19 protein-coding genes and 1 pseudogene are annotated in these 19,185 nt (G+C 71.7%); 11 read left to right on the top strand and 9 right to left on the bottom strand.

What is annotated here, in order from left to right:
* From AB0898_RS30300 to AB0898_RS30265, 8 genes and pseudogenes are all read left to right on the top strand, one after another.
* A pseudogene (locus AB0898_RS30300) lies at positions 1–389 on the top strand (hypothetical protein); the annotation flags it as partial.
* Positions 390–523: 134 nt separating this feature from the next.
* Positions 524–2,287 (top strand): TIGR03773 family transporter-associated surface protein, encoded by a 1,764-nt coding sequence (locus tag AB0898_RS30295; RefSeq protein WP_366806248.1) that lies wholly within the window; start codon positions 524–526, stop codon positions 2,285–2,287.
* Between the two features lie 109 nt (positions 2,288–2,396).
* The gene (locus tag AB0898_RS30290; protein ID WP_366806247.1) at positions 2,397–3,968 is read left to right on the top strand and encodes an anchored repeat ABC transporter, substrate-binding protein; all 1,572 of its coding nucleotides are present in this window, start codon (positions 2,397–2,399) and stop codon (positions 3,966–3,968) included.
* Entirely contained in the window at positions 3,965–4,900 is a 936-nt protein-coding gene (locus tag AB0898_RS30285; protein WP_366806246.1) for a TIGR03773 family transporter-associated surface protein, read from the top strand. Before AB0898_RS30290 ends, AB0898_RS30285 begins: the two co-directional genes overlap by 4 nt.
* Positions 4,897–5,652, top strand: a complete 756-nt coding sequence (locus tag AB0898_RS30280; protein WP_366806245.1) for an anchored repeat-type ABC transporter ATP-binding subunit — start codon at positions 4,897–4,899, stop codon at positions 5,650–5,652. The genes AB0898_RS30285 and AB0898_RS30280 overlap by 4 nt, the downstream gene beginning before the upstream one ends.
* The gene (locus tag AB0898_RS30275; protein WP_366806243.1) at positions 5,649–6,602 is read left to right on the top strand and encodes an anchored repeat-type ABC transporter permease subunit; all 954 of its coding nucleotides are present in this window, start codon (positions 5,649–5,651) and stop codon (positions 6,600–6,602) included. Before AB0898_RS30280 ends, AB0898_RS30275 begins: the two co-directional genes overlap by 4 nt.
* The gene (locus AB0898_RS30270) at positions 6,599–7,333 is read left to right on the top strand and encodes a class E sortase (RefSeq protein WP_366806242.1); all 735 of its coding nucleotides are present in this window, start codon (positions 6,599–6,601) and stop codon (positions 7,331–7,333) included. Before AB0898_RS30275 ends, AB0898_RS30270 begins: the two co-directional genes overlap by 4 nt.
* A gap of 150 nt (positions 7,334–7,483) precedes the next feature.
* The gene (locus tag AB0898_RS30265; RefSeq protein WP_366806241.1) at positions 7,484–8,044 is read left to right on the top strand and encodes a GNAT family N-acetyltransferase; all 561 of its coding nucleotides are present in this window, start codon (positions 7,484–7,486) and stop codon (positions 8,042–8,044) included.
* A gap of 54 nt (positions 8,045–8,098) precedes the next feature.
* On the opposite strand, the gene AB0898_RS30260 is transcribed toward AB0898_RS30265, so the two are convergent.
* The 6 genes from AB0898_RS30260 to AB0898_RS30235 form a co-directional block, all read right to left on the bottom strand.
* A complete protein-coding gene (locus AB0898_RS30260) occupies positions 8,099–8,863 on the bottom strand; it encodes a class I SAM-dependent methyltransferase (RefSeq protein ID WP_366806240.1) in 765 nt (254 codons plus the stop codon).
* 80 nt (positions 8,864–8,943) lie between these two features.
* Positions 8,944–10,167: an aminotransferase class V-fold PLP-dependent enzyme gene (locus tag AB0898_RS30255; RefSeq protein ID WP_407078431.1), complete on the bottom strand. Its 1,224-nt coding sequence runs from the start codon at positions 10,165–10,167 to the stop codon at positions 8,944–8,946.
* On the bottom strand, positions 10,164–11,501 hold the full coding sequence (locus AB0898_RS30250) for a pyridoxal-phosphate dependent enzyme (protein WP_366806238.1): 1,338 nt from the start codon (positions 11,499–11,501) through the stop codon (positions 10,164–10,166). The genes AB0898_RS30255 and AB0898_RS30250 overlap by 4 nt, the downstream gene beginning before the upstream one ends.
* Positions 11,498–13,000 carry an alanine racemase gene (locus tag AB0898_RS30245; protein ID WP_366806237.1) on the bottom strand — a complete coding sequence of 501 codons (1,503 nt, stop codon included), beginning with the start codon at positions 12,998–13,000 and terminating at the stop codon, positions 11,498–11,500. The genes AB0898_RS30250 and AB0898_RS30245 overlap by 4 nt, the downstream gene beginning before the upstream one ends.
* Before the next feature lie 182 nt (positions 13,001–13,182).
* Complete coding sequence (locus tag AB0898_RS30240; RefSeq protein WP_366806236.1) at positions 13,183–13,830, bottom strand: choice-of-anchor M domain-containing protein; 648 nt, start codon at positions 13,828–13,830, stop codon at positions 13,183–13,185.
* A 14-nt stretch (positions 13,831–13,844) separates the two neighbouring features.
* Complete coding sequence (locus AB0898_RS30235; RefSeq protein ID WP_366806235.1) at positions 13,845–14,498, bottom strand: choice-of-anchor M domain-containing protein; 654 nt, start codon at positions 14,496–14,498, stop codon at positions 13,845–13,847.
* A 698-nt stretch (positions 14,499–15,196) separates the two neighbouring features.
* Between AB0898_RS30235 and AB0898_RS30230 the strand changes: the two genes are divergently transcribed.
* From AB0898_RS30230 to AB0898_RS30220, 3 genes are read left to right on the top strand one after another with little or no spacing between them, the layout of a single operon-like run.
* Positions 15,197–15,331, top strand: a complete 135-nt coding sequence (locus tag AB0898_RS30230; RefSeq protein WP_366806234.1) for a hypothetical protein — start codon at positions 15,197–15,199, stop codon at positions 15,329–15,331.
* Positions 15,328–15,603 carry a GTP-binding protein gene (locus AB0898_RS30225; protein ID WP_366806233.1) on the top strand — a complete coding sequence of 92 codons (276 nt, stop codon included), beginning with the start codon at positions 15,328–15,330 and terminating at the stop codon, positions 15,601–15,603. The genes AB0898_RS30230 and AB0898_RS30225 overlap by 4 nt, the downstream gene beginning before the upstream one ends.
* On the top strand, positions 15,590–15,931 hold the full coding sequence (locus AB0898_RS30220; protein ID WP_366806232.1) for a GTP-binding protein: 342 nt from the start codon (positions 15,590–15,592) through the stop codon (positions 15,929–15,931). Before AB0898_RS30225 ends, AB0898_RS30220 begins: the two co-directional genes overlap by 14 nt.
* Positions 15,932–15,980: 49 nt before the next feature.
* Here AB0898_RS30220 and AB0898_RS30215 read toward each other — a convergent pair whose 3' ends face one another.
* From AB0898_RS30215 to AB0898_RS30205, 3 genes are read right to left on the bottom strand one after another with little or no spacing between them, the layout of a single operon-like run.
* The gene (locus AB0898_RS30215; RefSeq protein WP_366806231.1) at positions 15,981–16,766 is read right to left on the bottom strand and encodes a class I SAM-dependent methyltransferase; all 786 of its coding nucleotides are present in this window, start codon (positions 16,764–16,766) and stop codon (positions 15,981–15,983) included.
* The gene (locus tag AB0898_RS30210) at positions 16,763–18,385 is read right to left on the bottom strand and encodes an ATP-binding cassette domain-containing protein (RefSeq protein ID WP_366806230.1); all 1,623 of its coding nucleotides are present in this window, start codon (positions 18,383–18,385) and stop codon (positions 16,763–16,765) included. The genes AB0898_RS30215 and AB0898_RS30210 overlap by 4 nt, the downstream gene beginning before the upstream one ends.
* Positions 18,373–19,185: an ABC transporter permease subunit gene (locus AB0898_RS30205; RefSeq protein WP_366806229.1), complete on the bottom strand. Its 813-nt coding sequence runs from the start codon at positions 19,183–19,185 to the stop codon at positions 18,373–18,375. Before AB0898_RS30205 ends, AB0898_RS30210 begins: the two co-directional genes overlap by 13 nt.

Below are 19,185 nucleotides of genomic sequence, written 5' to 3'. Positions count from 1 at the left end.
CGACGGACGGCGGTTCCTCGACCGGTGGCTCGTCCGACGGTGATTCGACGGACGGCGGTTCCTCGACCGGTGGCTCGTCCGACGGTGATTCGACGGACGGCGGTTCCTCGACCGGTGGCTCGTCCGACGGTGATTCGACGAACGGTGGTTCCACCGACGGCGGTTCCTCGACGGCAGGGGGTTCCACAACCGGCGGTTCCACGAGCGGCGGCACGACGACCGGTGGTCCGGCGGGAGACAAGCTCGCGGACACCGGGGCCGGGATGGCGGTCCCGCTCGGCGTGGGAGGAGCGGCCCTCCTGGGAGTGGGCGCGGGCACCTCGGTGTATCTGTACCGCCGCAAGTCACGCGGAACCTCCGGCACGACGCCGGACGCGAACGCGTCCTGACCCGGGGCACGGGAGAAGACGGCCGACCGGCTCGCCCCGGACGAGCCGGGCCGGGTCTCCCTCTTCCCTTTCTTCAACGAGCTGTCGCGACGGTCGCCGGGCGCACCGTCGCAGGACCGAGGAGAACTCACCTCATGGCATCAGCCAGAAATCCGCGCGGAGTCGCCGCCGGAGCCATAGGCTCCGTCGTGCTGACCGCCGCGCTGTCGCCGGTGGCCTTCGCCGGCACTCCCGGCGGCACCGGCCGGACGCCGGGCCCCACCACGCCCCGGGTCGTCGTGAGCCTGGACGCCGACGCGCTCTCCCTGTCGCTGGACGACGGCGCGGACGCCGGGCCGGAGCCGTCCGGCACGCCCGGCGCGGTGGACCTCGAACTCGGACCGGACGCGAAGATGATGGTGCCGGAGGGTGAGCGGTATGCCTTCCTCGGCAGCACCGGCGACCCGGTGTGGATGCTGGACGGCTCCTCCTGGGGGCCGGACCACCTCGACGAGAACCCCCAGTGGGACACGACGGGAGTACCCGCGGACGAACTCGCCGACGGCAAGGTCGAGTGGGCGTTCACCGGTGTCGAAGGACCCGGTGACGTCATCGTGTTCGCACCGCGTCCGGAGGCCGCCGCCGACCCGGCCGCCGCGGCCCCGGAGGTGCTGTTCGACAGCGCCGACGACCTGCCCGACGCCCAGCCGCTGCCGGCCGGCGGGACGGGCGACGTGGCCTGGGCCTTCACCCGTCCGGGCATGTACAGCCTCACCTCGCGGGCCACGGCCCGGCTCGCCGACGGCAGGACGACGACGGACACCCAGCAGTGGACGGTCCGCGTCGCCGACGACACCGGTACGGCGTCGACGCCTTCCGGCTCCCCGGCACCGTCGCGGCCGGGTGCCGCCGCCGCGACGCCTTCGCCCGCCGCCACCGGTGCCGCACGCGGCGTCGAAAGCGCCCAGGGCACCGCCAAGAGCGCCCTCAGGTCGCTCGTCGCGGCGGACCGGGCGGACGAGGGCGACGGCATCGCCACGCAGCAGGTCGTGATCGACGACGGCCATGTGGACGCGATCGCGGGCAAGATGGTGGACGGAAAGCTGCGGGCCCTGTTCAAGGACAGCCGCAACCCCGGCGACATCGTCTGGCGGGAACCGTCCTCCGCGGTCGTTCACGTCAAGCCACAGGCCAAGGAGAAGGTGCCCGACTCCAGCACGTACGCGTTCCTCGGCAAGGCCGGGAGCGACTTCTGGCTGATTCCCCAGGTCCAGAAGCAGGGCGTGGTGTGGGCCGGATGGAACACCGAGGCACTGGGCGCCGGAGACCTCAAGGGGCCGATCGACATGAAGCTGACCAAGGTCAGCGGGCCCGGATCGGTGGCCGTCTGGGAGACCGCCGGCCTCGGCGGAGCACAGGTCCTCTACAACAGCAGGGACGGGCTGCCCGACTCCCAGAAGGTCAACCTGGGCGTGCACGCGCACGGCAACTGGGGCTTCAGCGAGCAGGGCGTCTACAAGCTGACCTTCCAGCTCAGCGGCACGCTGCCGTCCGGCAGGTCGGCCACCGACACCCGCACGTACACCTTCGCGGTCGGAGACGTCGACCCCTCCAAGGTCACCCCGGGTGGCGGCAGCGGCGACGGTGGCTCCGGTGGGGGCACCGGAGGATCGACCGGCGGAGCCACGGACAGCGGGTCCACGAACGGAACGTCCACGGGCGGTTCGGGATCCTTTGGCGGCGGTACGGGCTCCTCCGGCGGCGGTTCGGGCGCCGGTGGCAGCCTCGCGCACACCGGCAGCGTCCCGGCCGAAGCGCTGGCCGCGACGGCCGGAGCGCTCGTCCTGGGCGGTGCCGCCGCCGTCGGCGTGAGCCGGGCAGTGCGGCGGCGCACCGCGACCGCCCAGCACGGCGACTGATCCGGCCCCTCACGGATGCCCGCCCCACCGGCGGGCACCTCTCCACGGGCGGCGCCGGGCTGCTCGGCAGTCCGCCCGGCGCCGCCCCCTTCCAGGGAGTTCACTTCTCATGCCTCTGCCCCGCCCGATGATCCGGGCGCTGGCCGCCGCGGCCGTCCTCGGCGCCACGCTGACCGGTTGCAAGGGACATGCCCGGCCCGCCGCCGAGGCGGACCATCCCGACGCGGCCCTGCGGGTGGTGACCACCACGGAGATCCTGGCCGACCTCGTCCGCCAGGTCGGCGGCGACCGGGTCCAGGTCGACTCGATCGTGCCGCCCGGCGGCGACCCGCACTCCTACGAGCCCACGCCCAGGGACGCCGACGCGGTGTCCAGGGCGGACGTCACCTTCACCAACCATCTGCTCCTGGAGGAGCACGCCCTGATCAAGACCGTGGACTCCAACGCCCGCAAGGGGACCCCCAACGTCTCCCTCGCTGAGGCGTCGGAGACCTACGGCGCACACGTCATCCCCCTGGTCGAGGACATCGGCCTGGACGTGCTCTGGCTGGGACTGCGGGTGCGCGGCGCGGGCGAGGAGCGGGGGGCGACGCGCTCCTCCGACATCCTGCTGTCGGCGACAGACGTCAAGGGGCCCGGCGACCTGGTGGCCTACCTGACGGAGTCCCTGGGGCAGCCGGACGTCTACTTCGACTCCGTCGACGGCTTCGACGCCAAGGACACCACCACCCTGCCGCCGGCCGCGCACACCCATCTGAACTGGGCGTTCACCAAGCCCGGCGTGTACCGGCTCACGCTGGAGGCCAGATTGCGCAACCCCGGCGGCAAGCCCCGGCCGGTGGGCAAGGGCACCTTCACCTTCGCCGTCGGCGTCGACCCGCACACCGTGGCGGGGCCAGGCGACACCATCCTGGACGACGGCCACACCGATCTCACCGTCAACATCGACACCGGCCGCATGTCCGCCTTCACCGATCTGCGGACCAAGGGAAAGACTCAGGAGGAGATACCGCCCGGGGACGTCGTCATCGACGTCCCCAACCGGGCCCTGGACAAGGTCCCCACGGGAAAGCGGTTCGCCTTCCTCGGCCGCCCCGGTGCCGAGATCTACCAGCTCCCCCAGGCTGTGCTCGGCAAGCACGTGCACGGCGAGATCGACCCCCACCTGTGGCAGGACGTGCAGAACACGAAGTCCTACGTGCAACTGATCCGGGACACGCTGAAGAAACGGGACCCCGAGGGCGCCGCGGCCTATGACGCGAACAGCCGGAAGTACGAGAGCAGGCTCGACGCCCTCGACCGGTACGTACGCACCCGGATCGCCGGAATCCCCGCTGACAGACGGCAGTTGATCACCACCCATGACGCCTTCGGATATCTCGCGGACGCCTATGGCATGACCGTGGCCGGGTTCGTCGTCCCCAACCCCGCCCAGGAACCCGGCGCGGAGGACGTCCGCAAGCTCTCCCGCACGATCAGGAACCTTCGGGTGCCTGCCGTGTTCATGGAGCCCAACCTGGTCCAGCGCGCCACCGTGCTCACCCAGGTCGCCAAGGACCAGCACGTCAAGGCGTGCACGCTGTACGGCGACGCCTTCGACGACCACGTCCGGCACTACACCGACATGATGCGGCACAACGCCGATGAGCTCCGTTCCTGCCTCGGAGGCAGCAAGAAGTGAACAACACCCGTTCCCGACGCCGCACCGCCGCGCTCCTCGTGGCGGGCGCCGCCCTGCTGGCCGTGGCGAGTCCGCCGACCGCCGTCGCGGTCCCCGCCGCGTCTCCCACGCCCGGCGCCGAGTCCGACGCCGCCGCCGAGACCGGCCGGGGCCGTACCGTCATCGGCGACGGCCACATCGACATGGGCCCCCGCTTCGACCACGGACGCTGGACGGTGCAGATCCGCGACGACACGGGACGACCGGCCGTGTGGCGGAACACCGAGGACGTCGTCCTCCAGGTCAGGGACCGTGCCAGGGTCGAGGTGCCCAAGGACAAGACCTTCGGTTTCCTGGGCAGTCCGGGCAGCCGTGTCTGGCTGCTGCCCCAGGTGCAGCAGGAGGGCGTGCTGTGGCCGGGCTGGAACAGCCAGGAACCCGAGGTCGCCGCCACGGTGGACCGTGAGGTGACCTGGCAGCTCCTCGACGTGGAGGGCCCGGGCGACTTCATCCTCTTCCTCAACGGCAGCTTCGGTACGCCCACCGTCGTCTTCGACGCGCGCAGGAAGCTCCCCCAGGAGACGGGGATCGACGTCAACAGCCACGTCCACGGCAACTGGGCCTTCACCCGCCCCGGCACCTACCTGCTGCGGGTCCGGATGAGCGCGAAGAGCAAGGACGGAGCCGACCACACCGACACCAGGACCCTCCGGTTCTCCGTCGGACCGCAGGACCCGCGCAAGGCGTTCGCCACCGGCACGTCCAGCGCGTCCCCGGAGCCTTCGAAGAAGACCCCGTCCGGCCGCGGCTCGGCGGCGCCCCTGTGGTGGGGAGCGGTCGCCGCCGCGGTCGTGGCACTGACGGCGGTCGTGGTGGTCCTGCGGCGCCGCCCCCGCACGGAAGGTGCCGAGCCCGCGGTGAACCGGAGCACGACGGAGAGGAACGGCGAATGACGACGAGTCCCGTCCTGGAGGTGCGGTCGCTCGCGGTGGAACTGGGCGGCCGCCTGGTCCTCCACGACATCGACCTGACGGTGCGCAGCGGTGAACTCGTCGGGCTCATCGGGCCCAACGGAGCCGGCAAGACCACGCTGCTGCGGACCGTCCTCGGCCTGCTCAGTCCCCACAGCGGGGACGTGTGTCTTCAGGACCGGCCCGTCGACCGCGCCCGGGGCACCATCGGCTACGTTCCCCAACGCCACGAGTTCGCCTGGGACTTCCCTCTGTCGGTGGAGAAGGCCGTGCTCACCGGCCGTACCCACACCGTCGGCTGGCTGCGACGCCCCGGCCGCGACGACCGCGAGGCGGTCCGCGACGCGCTGGACCGCGTCGCCATGACGGATCTCCGGCACCGCCCCATCGGGGAGTTGTCCGGCGGCCAGCGCCAACGCGTCCTGGTGGCACGGGCCCTGGCTCTGCGCCCCGCACTGCTCCTGCTCGACGAGCCGTTCACCGGCCTGGACGTCCCCACCCAGGAGCTGCTCACGGCCCTGTTCCGCGAACTGCGGCAGGAGGGCAAGGCACTGCTGATGACCACTCACGACCTGCCCGCGGCAGCCGACATGGCCACGCGCCTCTGTCTGCTCAACAAGACCGTGATCGCGGACGGGCCACCCGAGAGCCTGAGGGATCCGGCGGTGTGGCTGCGCGCGTTCGGCGTGGCCAGGTCCGAACAACTGCTGACATCCCTGGGGGTCACCCGATGAGCACGGCACTGGATTTCCTCACGGGTCCGTGGGAGCACCTGTTCATGCGGCGGGCGCTCGCCGTCGCGGTCATGTGCGGCATCGTCTCCGGGGTGATCGGCGCGCACGTCGTCCTGCGCGGCATGGCCTTCATCGGCGACGCGGTCTCCCACTCCGTCTTCCCGGGAGTGGCGATCGCCTTCGTCTTCCAGTTCAACCTGGTCCTGGGCGGCGCCGTCGCCGGTCTGCTCACCGCGCTCGCGGTCGCCGTGTTCTCGCAGAACCGGAGGCTGAAGGAGGACAGCGTCATCGGTGTGTTCTTCGCCGCCGCCTTCGGTCTGGGCATCGTCATCCTCAGTACGGCACCCGGATACAGCGGATCCCTGGAGTCCTTCCTGTTCGGACAGATTCTCGGCATCAGCGACGGCGACGTCGTCACCGTCGCGGTCATGAGCGCGCTGCTGCTCCTGGTGGCCGCGGCCGTGCACAAGGAGCTGGTCACCGTCAGCCTGGACCGCGAAACCGCGAGGGCGGCGGGGCTGCCCGTGTTCGCCCTGGACATCGTGCTCTACGCGCTGGTCACCGTGACTGTGGTGATCTCCCTGCAGGCCGTCGGGAACATCCTCGTCCTGGCCCTGCTCATCACTCCCGCCGCCTGCGCACGCCTGCTCACCGACCGCATCGGCGCCATGATGGCCCTGGCGCCCGTGATCGGCGCAGGGTCGGCCGTGGTGGGCCTGTATCTCTCCTACATGTACAACCTCGCGGCCGGCGGCCTGATCGTCCTTGTCGTCACGGCGGTGTTCGTCCTGTGCTGGCTGTTCGCCCCGCGGCACGGACTGCTGACGGCCAGTCGGCATCGGGACGGCGGCGGCTCCCCGGCGCGGGAACCGGGGACCGGCGAGCCCGTCACCGGGACCGGCGCGGTGCCGCCGCACGGGGCTCCGGCGGAGAAGTCCCCCGCTCCGTGACCGCGACCTTCCGGGCGCTGCGGGTCGTGAGCGATGCCGTCCTGACCCTGGGCCTCGTCCTGCTCCTCTTCGCCGCCTACCTGCTGTGGTGGACCAACCACTCCACCCGGGCCCAGGCCCGCCATGAGGTGCACCGGCTCGAAGAGGAGTGGGGCCGGCATGGGGAAGGCGCAGCCCATGACAGCGGGGGACACACGCAACGGTCCGGACCCCGCGCGAGCGGCCGTACGGCACCTTCCGGCAACCGGCGTACCCGGACGGCGACAGCGCCGCCGTCGCCGTCACGGACCTACGCCATCCTGCGGATCCCGCGTCTCGGCCTCACCACGCCCATCGCGGAGGGCGTGGACAAGCTCCGGGTCCTGGACCGGGGGTTCATCGGTCACTACCCCGGAACCGCCCAGCCGGGTGAGACGGGCAACCTCGCGCTCGCCGCGCACCGCAACACCCACGGCGAGCCCTTCCGGCACCTCGACCGGATGAGACCCGGGGACACGGTGACGGCCTCCACCGCCGACGGCGACTTCCGGTACCGGATCGACCAGGTGCTGCCCCGGACATCGCCGGGCGACGCCTTGACGATCGCCGCCGTCCCCACGACCTCCCGGCCGCACCGGGGCGTCGTGGGGTACGCCAGACCCGGCCGGTACATCACGCTCACCACGTGCACGCCGGATTTCAGCTCCCGCTACCGCATGGTGGTCTGGGGAAGCCTTCTCGAGAACCGCTGACCACCGTCGGGACGGGCCGGGGCGCCGCTGACCGGATCAGTGGTCGTCCCAGTGCCCGTCGTGCGCGCCGCATGCGCAGCAGCATCCGCCCCGAAGCATGGCGGAGGGGGACCGGACCGGAAGACCGACGGGTCTGGCAAGCTGCTGGACGTGACGACCTCAGAGACCACTTCCGCGCTCTCGCTCGCGCGGATCACCTGTCCTCAGGATGTCTCCGCCGCGCTGGAGCACGCGCTCACCGACTGCTGGGCGGCGGTGATCAACGGCGGCGGAGCGGTGATCCCGTCCGACTGTCCGCCTGTGCCCGTGACGGCGGCGGGGCTGGCCCCGGCGACCGCCCACATCGTCCAGGGGCTCGCTCCGCAACGGAGGGCCCTTCTCGTCGCGACCGTCGTCGGCTCTCTCGCGGGCTGGCTGGTCCTCACCCGCCAGACCCATCCGCTTGAGGCGCACTGCGGAGTGGTGAACCATGTGCAGACACACCCCGGCTTCCGGAAGCGGGGCATCGGGGCCGCCCTGATGCGTCACGCCGCGGACACCGCCCGGGAGGACATGGGCCTGGAGCGGCTGAAACTCAGCGTCAGAGACGGCCTGGGGCTGGAGGACTTCTACCGGAAGGCCGGCTGGACGGAGGTCGGCCGCTGGCCGAAAGCCCTGCGGGTCGGGCCCGGTGACGACCGCGACGAGATCCTGATGAGCCTCGCACTGTGAGTCCGCCGCCGTGCCCGGCGGACTTCCGCACAGCGGCGGTACGGCACCGGGAACTCAGCCCTTGACCGCCACCAGCACGCAGCTGTCCCCGTACTGCCAGACCGGTGCCACATGGGCGAAGCCGGCCCGCAGCAGCAGCTCGGTGTGGTGGGCCGCCGAGAAGTGACCGCTGCCGTTCCCGCCGCACGCGGAGACACGCCGTAGGCGTTCGTCGAACAGGTCGGCCAGTTCGGGGTCCTGGGCCGCCGCCGCCCACCAGGACTGCCAGTCCTCGGGGGTGTGGGCGTCCGTCCGTTCGGCATGGCGGCGTCCCACGTGTGCGGTGACGCTCCGGCACGCCCCGTCGGAGGGCGGGAAGTGGTCACCGTTGACGAGCACGCCGCCCGGCCGCAGCATGGCCGCCAGAGCACGGTAGGTGTCCAGCAGGGCCGGCTCGGCCAGGTAGTGCAGTGCCGTGGTCGAAACGGCGGCGTCCACCTCACGGTCGGCCTTGAGAGCATCGGTCCAGCCGTCCGCGCCGATCATCGCCTCGACATAGCGGGCGGCGTCCGCGTGATGGGTGCGCCCCAGCTCCAGCAGCAGGGGGTCCATGTCGACGGCGATGATCTCGGCGTCCGGCAGGCGCGCGGCGAGCCGGGCCGACAGGGAGCCCGGCCCGCAGCCCAGATCGAGCAGGAGCGGCCGGGAGCGGCCGGCCGCCACGTGTTCGACCACGTCCGCGATGACGGTGAACCGTTCCTCGCGGTCCACCGCGTAGCGCTGCTGCTGCCGTTCCCAGCGCTCCACCCAGTCCTTGGCCGCAGCCATGCTCACGCCCATCGGATCGCGCCACCTCTTTCCGTCGCTCACCTGTTGTGGTACCGAGCAATCTACAGGTGGAAACGGTTATCACTTGCTGTTCACGCCAATGACGCAAGAACGGTCAGCAGGCGGTCGATCTCCTCCTCCGTGTTGTAGACATGGAGGCTCACCCGCACCACCCCGTCGCTGTCCTTCGCACCTGCCTGGCACAGACTGTCGGCCCGCACCATGAAGCCGTGGCTGTAGAGGATGAAACCGAGGTCGTCGGACGGGATGTCATGGTGTCGGAAACTGACGATGCCGCGGCGCCGCTGAGCCGACGGGACCGAGGCGTCCGCGGCCAGACTGGTGGGGCAGCCGAGGATCTCGTAGGCGTCGAGGTGCCGCAGCCGGTCGGTCAGCCGGGTGGCCAGACCGGCCGTCCAGGACTCGATCCGCTCCACACCCGCCGCGTCGAGCCAGTCGAGCGCGGCGAGCAGCGAGACGATGCCCACGGTGTTCGGCGTGCCCTGCCAGCCGCCCGGGCGGAAGGCGGGCCCCCGGACGTCCCGGGCCCACACCGCGCCGGAGCCGGGCAGAGCCATCGCCTTGTGGCCCGAGAACACGACGAAGTCGACGTCGAGGCCGTCCGGACCGACCCGGAGAGGGGAGTGCCCGACGCTCTGCGCCGCGTCCAGGCAGATCGGCACGTCCGGACCGACGGCCGCCCGGATGCGGTGGACGTTCATGTCACCGCCGTACACATGGTGGACGTGGGTGGCCGCGACGAACCGGGTCCGCGGGCCGATGACCTCCGCGAAGGCACGGTGGTCGTAGTCCCCCGAGACGTCCTGGCACGGCAGGGCCCGTACGCGGATCCGCACGCCGCGTTCGGCGAGCAGCCGCTCCGCTTCGAGCCACGGCTCCAGATTGGCGCGGTGATCGGCGAAGGGGACGACGATCTCGTCGCCGTCCTCGAGCAGGGGGACGAGCCAGTCGCGGGCGACGGCACGCAGCCCCTCGCTGGTGCCGCTGGTGAAATGAACGGAGGAACCGTCCGGGGCGGGGTCTCCCAGGAACTCCTTGACGCGGGCGCGGGTACGTTCGACCAGCTTCGTGGTCCGGTTGGCCCAGGGATAAGTGCCGCGTCCCGCATTGGCGTTGATGGTCGTGAGATAGGTGTGGACCGCGTCCAGGACCGCTCGGGGCTTCTGGGACGTCGCCGCGCTGTCGAGATAGGACACGTCGGGGTGGGCGGTGACGATGGGGAACTGCTCCCGCAGACTCCGCTGCCAGAGCACGGTGTCGTGACGCGTTCCGTCGGAAGGGGCCACGGCGTTCACTCCCGCACCAACGGTGCGCCCGCGTCCCGCCAGGCGACGACACCGCCCGCCAGGCTGCGGACGTCCGGATGCCCCATGCGGGTCAGGAGCGCGGCGAAACGCATCGACTTCTCGCCGACCGGACAGACCAGCAGGAGAGGCGTCCGCTTGCTGAACGGCAGACCGGTACGGACGAGTTCCTCGAACAGTTCGTCGACGATGTTGATCGACCCCTCGATGTGCAGCGCGGCGTAGGCGTGCGGTCCGCGCAGGTCGACCACCAGCGGGCGCGGATCGGCCTCCGCCGTCCAGCTCCGCGCGTCGGCGACGGTCAACGCCTTCCCCCTCTCTTGCACTTCGGCTTCCGTGAGGGAGGCCACCGAGTGACCGTGTGCCGGCCGGCCCAGCAACTCGGGGCGCCGGTCCCGCACATAGCTGAGATAGCTCTCGGCCCGGTCGCACACGATGAAGACGGCGGACTGACGCTCGCCGGTCTCCGCCAGCCGGGCGTCGACGGCCCGCAGACGGCGCACCGCACCGTGGTAGGCGGCGCCCCCTGTGGGACCCGAGAGCACACCGCAACGGCGGATGAGGGCCACCATCCCGTCGATGGCCTCCTGGGAGGTCACCGACTCGATGGTGTCGTAGGTCGCCGGATCGAACAGACCGACCTGCTGGACCTCGTCCATCGTCCGGATGCCGGGAATGAAGTCGGACTTGTGCGCCACCAGCCCCACGACCCCCACCCGCGGATGGTGCTCGCGCAGCGCGCGGGCGACGCCGGTGGACGAACCGGCGGTGCCGACACAGGCGACGAACCAGTCGGGTGCGCGCCCGTCCAGGTCCTTGACGATCTCGGGCCCCGTGCCCATGGCGTGGGCTTCAGCGTTGCGCGGATTGAAGTACTGGTCGGTGTGGAGGTAGGCACTGCCGGGCTCGGCGAGCGCCTGGTGGAACCGGGTCAACGGATCGTCGGTGTCGGTCGGATCGAGACACTCGCTCCGGCCGGGAAGCTCCTCGATCTCCGCTCCCAGGAGCAGCAGCAGCTCCTTGATCTCGGGCACCCGCATGCGGTTGGTGACGCTCTTGAACCTCAGCCCGTGCATGCCCGCCAGCAGGGCGAGCGCCTTGGCCGTGTTGCCGCTGGAGAGTTCCACCACCGTCCCGTCACCGCCGGCCGCGGTCTCCAGGAGCGGGCGCGCCATGTGCCAGGCGGGCCGGTCCTTCACCGAGCCGAAGGGGTTGAGCAGTTCGAGCTTGGCGTAGAGATCGATGTTGCGCAGCCCGTGCACGTCCGGGTCGATACGCACCAGCGGGGTGTTGCCGATGGCCTCGGTGATGCTGTCGTACCTCATGACGGCGCTCCCTCAGGGTGAGTGATCGGCCAGTAGTCCTCGTCCGGGCACCAGCGCCAGGAGCTCTCCGCACGCTCCACCGCGACCGTACGCGCGACCGGCTGGCGCTGCGCCCGGTTGGCGCGGAAGTCCATCGCGTAACCGGCGGTGTTGACGAAGGCGAGTACGTCGCCGACGCGGGGGAGCCGTGGGAGGTGGACGAGCCGGCGGGTGATCAGGTCCGCCTCCAGGCAGAGATTGCCGACAAGGTGCACGGCGACCGGCTCCGGTGCGTGTGCGGGGTCCGCCGTAGCGCCGCGGGGCAGCAGAACGGGGTCGACCAGGACTCCGTGTTCCTCCAGGCTCATGTCGCCCGCGTTCATCTCCAGGCGGACCAGATACGGTCCGTGGTCCGCGTTCAGGCGGCGCACCTCCGCCACGCGGGCCAGGGTCAGCCCGCACTGGTCGACGAGGGAACGGCCGGGCTCGATATGGAGGTCGTGCAGGTGTTCCAGCAGAAGAGTGGACAACGGCCGCCCGAGGACCGGGCCGGGCGCTGACAGCAGCTCGTCCAGATAACCCGGCCCGGCACTGCTGCGATGAGCGGGATACAGGGCCGCGGCCCCGCGCAGGGTCCCGCCGTCGTTGCGCAACCCGTAGCCGTGGCCGCCCCAGGTCAGGGGCGGCCGGATGCCCAGCACCGCCTCGTTGAGCGCCGTCGCCCATCGCTCCCACTGCTCGGCTTCGGCGAGGTAGCCGACTCCGAAGCCCCCGCCGATGTCGAGGGCGCGGGGGGCCAGTCCCCTGCTCCGGGCCTCGTCCATGAGCAGCACACACTGCTCCAGGGCCCGGATCTTCTCCTGCGCGCCGGTGGTGTCCAAGTGATAGGCGAGACCCGTGGGTTCGACGGCGTCCTTGTGCCGCTCCAGCGCCTCCCATAGTTCTTCGGCCTCCCGTACCGGGACACCGAAGCGGCTGCGGCGCGAGAGCACGCGTGTCGCGGGGCGCCCCGGGCCGGTGGCCGCCTCGAACCCGGACAGCCGCGCCAGCACGTCCACCCGGGGAAGGCCGTACGTCCGGACCAGACCGGCCAACTGCTCCAGTTCGCCGAGGGAGTCCAGAGCGACGGTCGCGCCCACCCGGGCGGCCAGCCACAGGAACTCCGGGTTCTTGGGGCCGGTGGCCAGGATCCGGTCACTGGTGAATCCGCTGCCGAGTGCGTGCCGCAGTTCATCGAGGGAGGCGACGTCGATGCCTACGGCGGCCGGGTCCTCGGCCGCCAGCCTGCGGACCAGGGCGCTGGAACGGTTCGCCTTGTGCGCGAAGAATACGCGTCCGGTGAGGCGGTGACTCCGGTAGACGGCCCGGAAACGTGCCAGGTTCTCCGCGATCGTCTGCGGGAGCAGCACGTTCAGGGGCGACCCGAGCGCCGCGACGAGCGAGTACAGGAAGGGCCCGTCGTCCAGTAACGCGCCGAGTGGCGGTTCCACTCGCGGCCGCAGATACAGCGGCGCATCCATGAAGACCCCTCCCTGCCCCGTCCGGCCCTGCTGTTCGGGAGTAGTCGTTTCCAGGTACAAGTATTGCTAAGCCCAACTGGGCGGGAAACAGTACGAGTTGTCGGACCGTATCCGCCCGCCGCCACCGCGGAGGCGGGCCGGAGACCTGGCTGAGGTGCTCCGGCCCGCCGGCCGAGCGCGGGTCAGCCGTCGAGAACCTCGAAGGTGAACTGCTGTGGCCCGGAGGAGACCGTGGCTCCGGTGGAGCTGAGCACGCCCGTGACGTCGAACGTGACCGTGTAGGTGCCCGGCGCGTCGAAGCCCCAGTTGGCGTGGGTGTGGGCGCCCGCGTTGACATCGAGGGCGTCGGGCAGTCCGTCACCGCTGTCGAACAGCACGGTGGGCGTGGACCCGGAGGCGGTGTAGACGCTGAAGCCGGCGGGGCCGCTGACGTTGGTGAGCCGGAAGGACACGCGGTTGTTCCGGAAGACCCCGGACGGGACCTCCGTGGTGTTCCAGCCCGCCCACAGCAGACCGGAGTCCTGGCTCTGCGGAAGGATCCACGCCGTGCCGCCGGTGCCGAGGAAGGACCATGCCGAAGTGGTGGGCACGTTGGTGTGCTTGGCGGCCAGCGGTACCCGGAAGGTCACGTCGCCGGGAGGGCGTTCGACGTCGGTGGAACCGGTGCCGTCCAGGACGTGCACGGACAGGGCGCCGCACGCGTAGTCGACGTCCACGACATCGACGTGGCCGCTGGTCAGCACCGTGGCGGCCTGAGCCGGTGAGGCCACGAGCCCCAGAAGGGCGGCCGCGGTGGCGAGGGGACCGAGGAATCTGAGGGGGGTGCGCATGGTTGCCGCTCCTTTTAGTTCAGGACCTTGAAGGTGTAGGTCGCCGTGCGGGAGTGCACGGACTGACCGTTGGAGGCGAGGTGACCGCAGAGCTTGACGCGGATCTTGTACGTGCCCGCGGCGGTGAAGGCCCAGTTCGCGTGGGTGTGGTCGCCGGCGTGCAGGGTGACGGTGTCAGGTAGTCCGTCGCCGCTGTCGACCAGTACCGATTCGGGGGAACCGAACACGTCGTCGGTGTAGACGGCGAGCTTCCCGGGGCCCTGGAGGGACAGGAACTCGGCGTCGACGGTGTCGTCCTGGAGGACGCCGGACTCGAGCTCCTCGGCGCCGAAGCCGGCCCACAGAAGGTCAGGGTTCTGGGTCTCGGGCAGTATCCAGACCTTGCTGCCGGCGTTGCCCAGGAAGGCGTACGCCGGGTCGTCGGGCACGGTGGTCCTGGCGGCGGGCAGCGCCTGGAGCCGGACGCTCTCCGGTGCGTACTCGACCTCGTCGCCCGAGCTTTCGTCGTGAACGGCGAGCTCCAGCTCTCCGTCCTCGTATCCCACGCCGACGACGTCGACGTGGCCCTTGCTGAGAACCACCTGGTCGGCTGCCTGAACCGGTGTGGCGGCGATGAGAGTTCCGACCATGACGCCTGCGGCCATCAGCAGGCGAACGGGATGGCGCACGGAAGGCTCCTTTCGGGTGGCCCCTTCTGGACCACACGATGAAGATGATAATCATTTTCACGCGTCTCGCAATGGTGTACGCCCTCAACTTCCGTGTGCGCGGGTGACTTTGACCGGGTCGTATGACCCGGCGCTGGAGCGGGCCGTCCCCTCGCGCCGATCGCCTGCACCGACTGCCGGGAACTCGCCCTGCACGACGGACCGCAGACCCAGCGGGGCCGCCGTCCTGCTCGGACCTATCGCCACCGCGAACGACGCGGATGTGGTCTGTGCGTGGATCCAGGCCGGCATGCCCGACGACGGAACGCTTCCGCGGCGGCTGCGGGCCGAGCCGGCTCCGGGGCGCGGCGCCCACCTCAATTGAGGGGAGACAGCGTGCCGAAGGGTCTGTTGAGTGTGGTCGCGGGGAACACCCCGCAAGTCCGGGGCGCGGCCATGGACCGTCTGCTGCGCGCGGCACCCGGCGCCGTGGTCGCGGCCGTGACGATCCACGGCGGGGACGAGGGCCGTCCGGTCGTCCAGCGTTTCGTGTCCGGCGTCGACGCGGATTTCCGGAACGCCGTGGCCCACGGTGCGACGGGTGACCCCGCGGTGATCCTCCGTCAGGATCTCCACGCCCTGTGGCGTACGGCGGAGCGGCCCCACGGCGTCCTCGTCCTGCCCGAGAACCTGGACCTCCTGTCGTTGCTGGTGGAGTTGTGGCGCCCGCGCGTGGGGGCGAGTTCCATGGGGGACTGGTCCTGGCCGAAGCCGCTGCCCGGCAGGTGGAGGCGGCCGACGTGCTGCTCGTTCCCGAGGCGGAGGGCAGGCTCCCGGGGCCGCCGCCCTGGTGAGCCAACTCAACCCCCGCGCGGTGCCCCTGGCGGCCGACGTGGTCCATGAGGACGGATTTCCACCGGACCTGGTCCGGACCGCGCGTCCAGGAGCGAGTGAGGAATGGCAGGCGCAACTGGACCCGGTGGCCATGCCGCGCCTCGGACATGGCCCCGACCAACGGGTGGAGTCCGTCCTGTGGAGGGCCCGCCGGCCCCTGCACCCCGAGCGGCTCTCCGCGGCGCTCGCCGACGTGGTGCGCGGGGTGGTGCGCAGCCGTGGCCACCTCTAGGCTGCCCGGCAGGCCGGACTCCGTCGTCACCTGGCGTACGGCCGGAGCCCATCTGGAGCTCGCGGAGGCGGGCCGGTGGCTGGAAGCCGACGACCCGCGGGCCTGGGCCGCGGTTTCGCCCCGGCGGAGGACGCTCGCCTCCTGGTTCTGGCACGACTACTACGGTGAGCGCCGCAACGAGATCGTCTTCACCGGTGTCGGCATCGACGCCCGGCGGATCCGTGCCGCGCTCGATGCGGCTCTGCTCAGCGATGCCGAGCTGTCGCTCGGCCGTGACGGCTGGACGTCCTTCACCGATCCGCTCATCGACAGCGCCGGCTCGCGGTGACCTCGCCCGCACCTCCTCGGCAGGGCAGGGCACGGGGCGGGGCGGCGGCTCAGCGAAGTGCGGCCACCAGCGCGTCACTTGCCGAGCACCAGATCTGCCGTGCCTCCGAGAAGCCCTGTTCCCGCAGGGTGGTGAGGTGCCAGTCGGTGGTCGTGGGGCGGTCGCGCTTCGCGCTCGCGGGCCGGGGCTCGCGCGGGTCTCCCAGCAGGGCGAAGCGACGGGCCGCCGGTTCGGCGAGGGCGGGATCGTCGGCGACCCGGTTCCACCAGTCGGCCCAGTCGAGGGCGCCCTCGCCGCGCTGCCGTGCCTGGCGCCGGGTGAGCAGGGCGTTCATGGCGGCGTTGAGGCGGGGCGCCGACTCGTCGTACATGTGGTCGGCGTTGAGGAACACGCCGCCCTCCCGCAGCAGCCCGGCCAGGGTGCCGTAGAGGCGGCGTAGCGGCTCGGTGTCCAGCCAGTGCAAGGCGGTGGCCGTCACCACGGCGTCGAAGGACGTGTGGGGGAGCCGTTCGGTCCAGCCGGGGTCCGTGAGGTCGGCCTCAGCGAAGGCGACACGCTCGTCGTCGGCGAAATGACCGCGGGCGATGGTCAGCAGAGCCGGATCGATGTCGACGCAGACGACGCGGGCGCCGGGCAGCGCGCGCAGCACCCGGTCGGCGATGCTGCCGGTGCCGCAGGCGAGGTCGAGAACGAGCGGGGTCTCGCCCGCGACGGCCTCGACGGCGTCGGCCATGACGCGGAAGCGTTCCTCCCGGTCGGGCATGTACCACTCCTGCTGGCGGTCCCAGCTGGTCTGCCACTGCTGCCAGTCGGACGTGGACGGGATCGTGGTCATGGGCGGGGATGTTCCTTTCGCCGGTCGGTGGGCTGGGTTGCTGCTGCGGCGGCGGGGGTGGCTGTGCCCAGATGCCGGGACCGGAGCAGCAGGCGGGTGGTCGCGGAGCCGGGGGAGGAGAGGACGGCACGGCGCGCTCCGCTCTCCACCACCCTGCCCGTGTCGAGGACGACGAGGTCGTCGGCGAGCCGCTCCACGAGCGCGAGGTCGTGTCCGATCCACAGCACGGCCGCGCCTCTCTCCTCGCGAAGGCGGATGATCTCGGCGGTCACCAGGTCCGTGCTGACGGCGTCGAGTGCCGTGGTGATCTCGTCGCAGATCAGCACGTCGGGTTCGGCGAGCAACGCCCGGGCCAGCGCGGCCCGTTGGAGTTCACCGCCGGACAAGGAGGAGGCGCGCCGCGTGGTGTGCTCCGAGGTGAGCCCGAGCCGCTCCCACAGCTCTCGGGCCTGCCGCTCGGCCTCCGATGCGGTGAGACCGCGCAGCCGTACGGCGGTCCGGGCGACCTGTTCCAGGACGGTGCGCCGCTCGTCGAAGGAGTTGCGCACCTCCTGCCAGACGTACTGCACACCCCGGATCTGACGCGCGGTGCGGTGGCGGAGGAAGGGCAGCGGCTCGCCCCGGTGGGAGACCTGTCCGCGGTGGCGCTCGTGCAGTCCGGCTAGGCAGCGGGCGAGGACGGTCTTGCCGCTGCCCGAGGGGCCGACGATCGCGGTGCAGCCGCCCTCGGGCACCTGAACGTTCACATCGTGCAGCACCTCACCCCGTCCACCCGGGCGCAGCCACGCGGTCAGCCCCGTGGCGGCGAGAACGGACCCGGAGCGCACGGGCGCGGCCGGCGCGGGGAGCGGGGGCGGCACCGCCGGGGGCGGGAGCATCTCCGGCGTGGGGCCGGCACCGGTCACTCGGCCGCGGTCCAGCAGCACCGTGCGGGCGGACACCGCGCGGACCAGGTCGTGGTCGTGGCTGAGCAGCAGCAGGGTGTACCCCTCGGCGGCCAGGCGGGTCAGCTCTCCCGCCAGCCGCAGCCGGGCCACCGTGTCGAGGCCGGTGCTGGGTTCGTCGAGGACCAGCACGCGCGGGCCGCAGGCCAGAACCTGGGCGAGTGCCACCCGTTGTCGCTGACCGCCGGAGAACTGATGCGGGAAGCGGCGCCGGGTGGCGGCGTCGTCGGGCAGCCCGGCGGTGCGCAGCGCCTCGGCCGCGTGCTCCCGGGCGGCGGCGGACCGGCCGCCGGTGCCGCGCCCGCCGTCCGTGCCGCCCGGCCGGTGCAGCCGGGCGAGTTCGGTGAGCACCGGGCCGATCCGCCGGGCCGGGTTGAGGGCGTGGGCCGGATGCTGGGGCATGTAGGAGACGACCCGCCCACGGACGTCCCGTGCGGCACCCGTCGGTCCGTCGTCGCCCACCACCTGGACGCCGGCGACCCGGACCGTGCCGGCCAGCCGTACGCCGGGTGCGGCCTCGCCCAGGAGAGCCAGCGCCGCGGTGGTCTTGCCGCTGCCGGACGGGCCCACCAGGGCGGTCACCTCGCCGGAACGCACGGTGAGATCGACACCGTCCAGGAGACGGGCCGTCCCCGCACGGGCGGTCAGACCGCTGACCTCGATCACCGGGTCCATGCGGCGGCCCTCCTCGCCCCGGTCTTCCTTCCGGCCTTCCGGGCGTGCGGCAACAGCCCGTCCACCAGCAGATTGATCCCCACCACGAACATGACGAGCAACAGCGTCGGGGCGAGCACCGCCCATGGCTGTACGAACAGGGCCTCACGGCTTCCGGCGATGACCACGCCCCAGTCCGGGGAGGTCGGATCGAGGCCGAGACCGAGGAAGTTGGCGGCGGCCACCGTGAAGACGGCGACGCCGACGCGGGTGCCGGCGTCGGCGGCGGCGACCGGCAGCACGGTCCGTCCGACGTGCCCGAAGAGGACGCGTGCCGAGGACTCGCCCTGCAGACGCATCGCCTCGGCGACCGGTCCGCCGGCCGCGTCCAGCGCCGCGGCCCGCAGCAGCCGGGCCACAGCGGGCACGCTCAGGGCGGCCACTGCCAGTGCCACGGCGATCGGATGCCCGCGCCAGCCGACCCCGACGACACTGATGACGAGCAACGAGGGGAGCGGCAGGAGGAGTTCGACGGGCCGCATCAGCAGGTCGTCCAGCCACCGGCTGCGGGAGGCCGCCGCGGCCAGCCCGAGCACGGCGCCCACGGCGACCGCCAGCGCCACCGCCCCACAGGCCATGCCCAGTGCGCTGGCCCCGCCGCGCAGCACCAAGGTCAGCACGTCCCGGCCCAGGGCGTCCGTGCCGAGCGGGTGACCGTCACCGAGGGCGTAGGGCATACCGTCGGAAGGGATGTCGGCGTCCGTCACGAGCGGGCCGACGACGGCCGTGGTGACCGGCGGTATTACGAACAGAACCCCCAC

Source organism: Streptomyces sp. NPDC005435, assembly GCF_040703155.1.
Taxonomy (GTDB): Bacteria; Actinomycetota; Actinomycetes; order Streptomycetales; family Streptomycetaceae; genus Streptomyces.
The sequence above is the reverse complement of the archived record's forward strand: the minus strand, read 5'-3'. Positions and strand labels throughout refer to the sequence as shown.

Coding starts and splice junctions, on each gene's coding strand:
- AB0898_RS30215 (WP_366806231.1), bottom strand. CDS start 16,766: ATGACCACGATCCCGTCCACGTCCGACTGGCAGCAGTGGCAGACCAGC.
- AB0898_RS30290 (WP_366806247.1), top strand. CDS start 2,397: ATGCCTCTGCCCCGCCCGATGATCCGGGCGCTGGCCGCCGCGGCCGTC.
- AB0898_RS30250 (WP_366806238.1), bottom strand. CDS start 11,501: ATGAGGTACGACAGCATCACCGAGGCCATCGGCAACACCCCGCTGGTG.
- AB0898_RS30210 (WP_366806230.1), bottom strand. CDS start 18,385: ATGGACCCGGTGATCGAGGTCAGCGGTCTGACCGCCCGTGCGGGGACG.
- AB0898_RS30245 (WP_366806237.1), bottom strand. CDS start 13,000: ATGGATGCGCCGCTGTATCTGCGGCCGCGAGTGGAACCGCCACTCGGC.
- AB0898_RS30240 (WP_366806236.1), bottom strand. CDS start 13,830: ATGCGCACCCCCCTCAGATTCCTCGGTCCCCTCGCCACCGCGGCCGCC.
- AB0898_RS30260 (WP_366806240.1), bottom strand. CDS start 8,863: ATGGGCGTGAGCATGGCTGCGGCCAAGGACTGGGTGGAGCGCTGGGAA.
- AB0898_RS30275 (WP_366806243.1), top strand. CDS start 5,649: ATGAGCACGGCACTGGATTTCCTCACGGGTCCGTGGGAGCACCTGTTC.
- AB0898_RS30295 (WP_366806248.1), top strand. CDS start 524: ATGGCATCAGCCAGAAATCCGCGCGGAGTCGCCGCCGGAGCCATAGGC.
- AB0898_RS30280 (WP_366806245.1), top strand. CDS start 4,897: ATGACGACGAGTCCCGTCCTGGAGGTGCGGTCGCTCGCGGTGGAACTG.